This window comes from Exiguobacterium sp. UBA1053 (assembly GCF_002316465.1).
Taxonomy (GTDB): Bacteria; Bacillota; Bacilli; order Exiguobacteriales; family Exiguobacteriaceae; genus Exiguobacterium_A; species Exiguobacterium_A abrahamii.
In genome coordinates, this window is the sequence record NZ_DCDO01000017.1 from 3,359 (window position 1) to 6,452 (window position 3,094).

A 3,094-nucleotide genomic window follows, 5' to 3' on the forward strand; every position below is an offset into this window, starting at 1 on the left:
GCAGCAGGCGAAACGATCGCAGCGTATGCGGCACCTACGTTCGAAGAGACAATCGGTGTCAACGATCGCGTCGCACTTGCACAAGCGGAAACATCGATGCGTAAGCGGACGAACGAGTACTGGATGCGTCAGGGTGTCACATTCGTTGATCCGTCTTCGACGTATATCGGACCAGACGTCACGATTGGTTCAGATACTGTTCTTTATCCGGGAACGCAATTACTCGGTCGCACGGTCATTGGTTCAGAATGTACGATTGGTCCGAACTCGGATATTCGCAATAGTGAAGTGGCAGATGGTGCCATTGTTCGTCAATCCGTCGTCACGGATAGCAAGATTGGTCCAGCGGCACAAGTCGGTCCATTCGCGCATTTACGTCAGCAAGCGGTTCTCGGTGCGAACACACGCGTCGGAAACTTCGTTGAGATCAAAAAATCAACATTTGGCGAAGGTAGCAAATCAGCCCACCTGAGCTATGTCGGAGATGCGACGATCGGAGAGAACGTCAATCTCGGTTGTGGATCAATCACGGTCAACTACGATGGAAAAAATAAATTCCAGACGATCATTGAAGACGATGCCTTCATCGGCTGTAACGTCAACTTGATCGCACCGGTCACGGTCGGCAAGAACGCCCTTGTTGCTGCCGGATCAACCGTCACGGATGATGTGCCGGAAAACGGTCTCGCGATCGCACGGGAACGTCAAACGACGAAACCTGATTATCGTTAATTCATTACTTGTCGCTCTACTCGTCTAAACCCAAACAAATGGAGGCCACCTACACATGTCTACTGTCTTAGAACATGAAATTCGTATTTTCGCACTCAACTCGAACAAACCACTGGCAGAGGAAATCGCTAAAGTCATCGGAATCCCGGTGAGCGAAAGTTCAGTCAAACACTTCAGTGATGGCGAAATTTCGATGAACATCGAAGAAAGTGTCCGAGGGGATGATATTTACATCATTCAATCGACAAGCCAACCAGTCAACGAAAACCTGATGGAACTTCTCATCATGATCGATGCACTGAAACGGGCGTCTGCACGGACAATCAACGTCGTCATTCCATATTACGGTTATGCGCGTCAAGACCGCAAAGCACGTTCACGTGAGCCAATCACGGCGAAACTCGTTGCGAACTTGCTTGAAGTAGCAGGGGCGACACGCGTCGTGACGATGGATCTCCATGCAGCACAAATCCAAGGGTTCTTCGATATTCCAGTAGATCAATTGATGGGTGTACCGCTTCTCGCTTCATACTTCGAGAAAAAGAACATCGATCCAAACGAACTCGTCATCGTTTCTCCAGACCATGGCGGTGTCACACGGGCACGTAAATTAGCAGAACAATTAAAAGCACCGATCGCGATCATCGACAAACGCCGTCCGAAACCGAACGTCGCAGAAGTCATGAACATCGTCGGTCAAGTCGATGGCAAGATTGCCATCATCATCGATGACATCATCGATACAGCGGGTACGATCACACTTGCAGCGAACGCTTTGATCGAAAACGGAGCGAAACAAGTCTATGCATGTTGTACACACCCTGTTCTTTCGGGTCCAGCAATGGAACGGATTGAGAACTCAGCGATCGAAGAACTCGTCGTCTTGAACACGATCGACTTGACACAACGCGAATGTGCAAGCAAAATCAAACAAATCTCTGTGGCACGCTTGCTTGCAGAAGCAATCATCCGTGTACACGAACAGAAATCAATCAGCCCGCTCTTCAGCTGATTGCTTGATGCATACGAACGACGTGGTCCGGTTTATTGAAATCGGACCCTTGTTCGTTTACTTTTTTAAATAGAAATGAGGAATCGATATGAAATGTATCGTCGGATTAGGGAATCCTGGAGCGAAGTATGCGAACACGCGCCACAACATCGGTTTTCTTGCGATTGATGCCTTAGCGGAGAAGCACGGGATCAAGCTTTCAGAAACGAAGTTTAAAGCCCTCTTCGGAACGGGAATGATAAACGGAGAACGTGTCGTGCTCGTCAAGCCATTGACGTATATGAACTTATCAGGTGAAGCGGTGCGACCGTTACTTGATTTCTATAAAATCGCGGTCGAAGATGTGCTCGTCATCTATGACGATCTGGACTTGCCGCTTGAGAAACTACGGTTGCGTTCAAAAGGTAGTGCAGGCGGTCATAACGGCGTCAAGTCGTTGATCCAGCACCTCGGTACGCAGGAGATCAAGCGCCTTAAGCTTGGCGTTGGTCGACCACCGGCACCCATCCAAGTCATTGACTGGGTGTTGATGAATTTTTCGAAGGCGGAACAAGGAAGTTTGCAACACGTACTCAATGCGTCTGTCGATGTAGCGACGGACTTCATAGACACACCGTTTCTCGCTTTGATGAATCGGTATAACTGAACGCAACGCTTTGGGGTTCCAAAGCGTTTTTGCTGTCGTGTTTTAGGAGGAAGAAGATGAAACAATTACAAGAACTCTTACTAGCGATTCCTGAAATCAAGACGGTTCGGGAACGCTTCCGGGACGGTGTCAACGCTCAGTTGATCACCGGTCTGATGAACAGTGGGAAAGCATTGTTCGTCGCCGGGATTTATCAGGAGACGAAACGTCGGTTCGTACTCGTGACACATAATATGTTCCAAGCACAAAAACTGTACGATGATTTGATTGAACTCGTACCGGAAGAAGACGTTATGCTCTATCCGGTCGATGAGACGTTAGCAGCGGAACTTTCCTATGGCGCAAGTCCAGAACTGCGGGCGACACGGATCGAGACCCGGCATCGTTTACTGACGACAGACGACGGGATCCTGATCATTCCGCTCGTTGGCTTGCGTCGATATGTTCCAGATGCACAGACGTTCCTGTCACACGTCAAACAGGTGAAGCCGGGCGACATCTTATCGATTCCGGACTTCGTCCAGGACTTAGTCGATGCGGGGTACGAACGGACGGCGACCGTGACGACGCCTGGTGAGTTTGCTGTTCGCGGAAGTATCATCGATATTTATCCGCTCACGGTCGAACGTCCGTACCGGCTCGATCTATTCGACGAGGAAGTCGACTCGATCTATACATTTGATGCGGAGACTCAACGTTCGCTC

The 3,094-nt window shown here is 49.5% G+C and carries 2 protein-coding genes and 2 pseudogenes (1 of these 4 only partly in view); all 4 read left to right on the forward strand.

What is annotated here, in order from left to right; genetic code table 11:
- Positions 1-732: pseudogene (gene glmU / locus B3G15_RS13545) on the forward strand (bifunctional UDP-N-acetylglucosamine diphosphorylase/glucosamine-1-phosphate N-acetyltransferase GlmU) (it extends 584 nt beyond the left edge of the window).
- A 55-nt stretch (positions 733-787) separates the two neighbouring features.
- Positions 788-1,744 (forward strand): ribose-phosphate diphosphokinase, encoded by a 957-nt coding sequence (locus tag B3G15_RS13550; RefSeq protein ID WP_012368955.1) that lies wholly within the window; start codon positions 788-790, stop codon positions 1,742-1,744.
- An 88-nt stretch (positions 1,745-1,832) separates the two neighbouring features.
- Complete coding sequence (pth, locus tag B3G15_RS13555; protein WP_290721785.1) at positions 1,833-2,390, forward strand: aminoacyl-tRNA hydrolase; 558 nt, start codon at positions 1,833-1,835, stop codon at positions 2,388-2,390.
- A gap of 56 nt (positions 2,391-2,446) precedes the next feature.
- Positions 2,447-3,094 (forward strand): annotated as a pseudogene (locus B3G15_RS13560) (transcription-repair coupling factor); the annotation flags it as partial.

Excerpts from the sequence above, each read along its gene's own strand:
- B3G15_RS13550 (WP_012368955.1), top strand. The coding sequence starts at position 788 with ATGTCTACTGTCTTAGAACATGAAATTCGTATTTTCGCACTCAACTCG.
- pth (WP_290721785.1), top strand. The coding sequence starts at position 1,833 with ATGAAATGTATCGTCGGATTAGGGAATCCTGGAGCGAAGTATGCGAAC.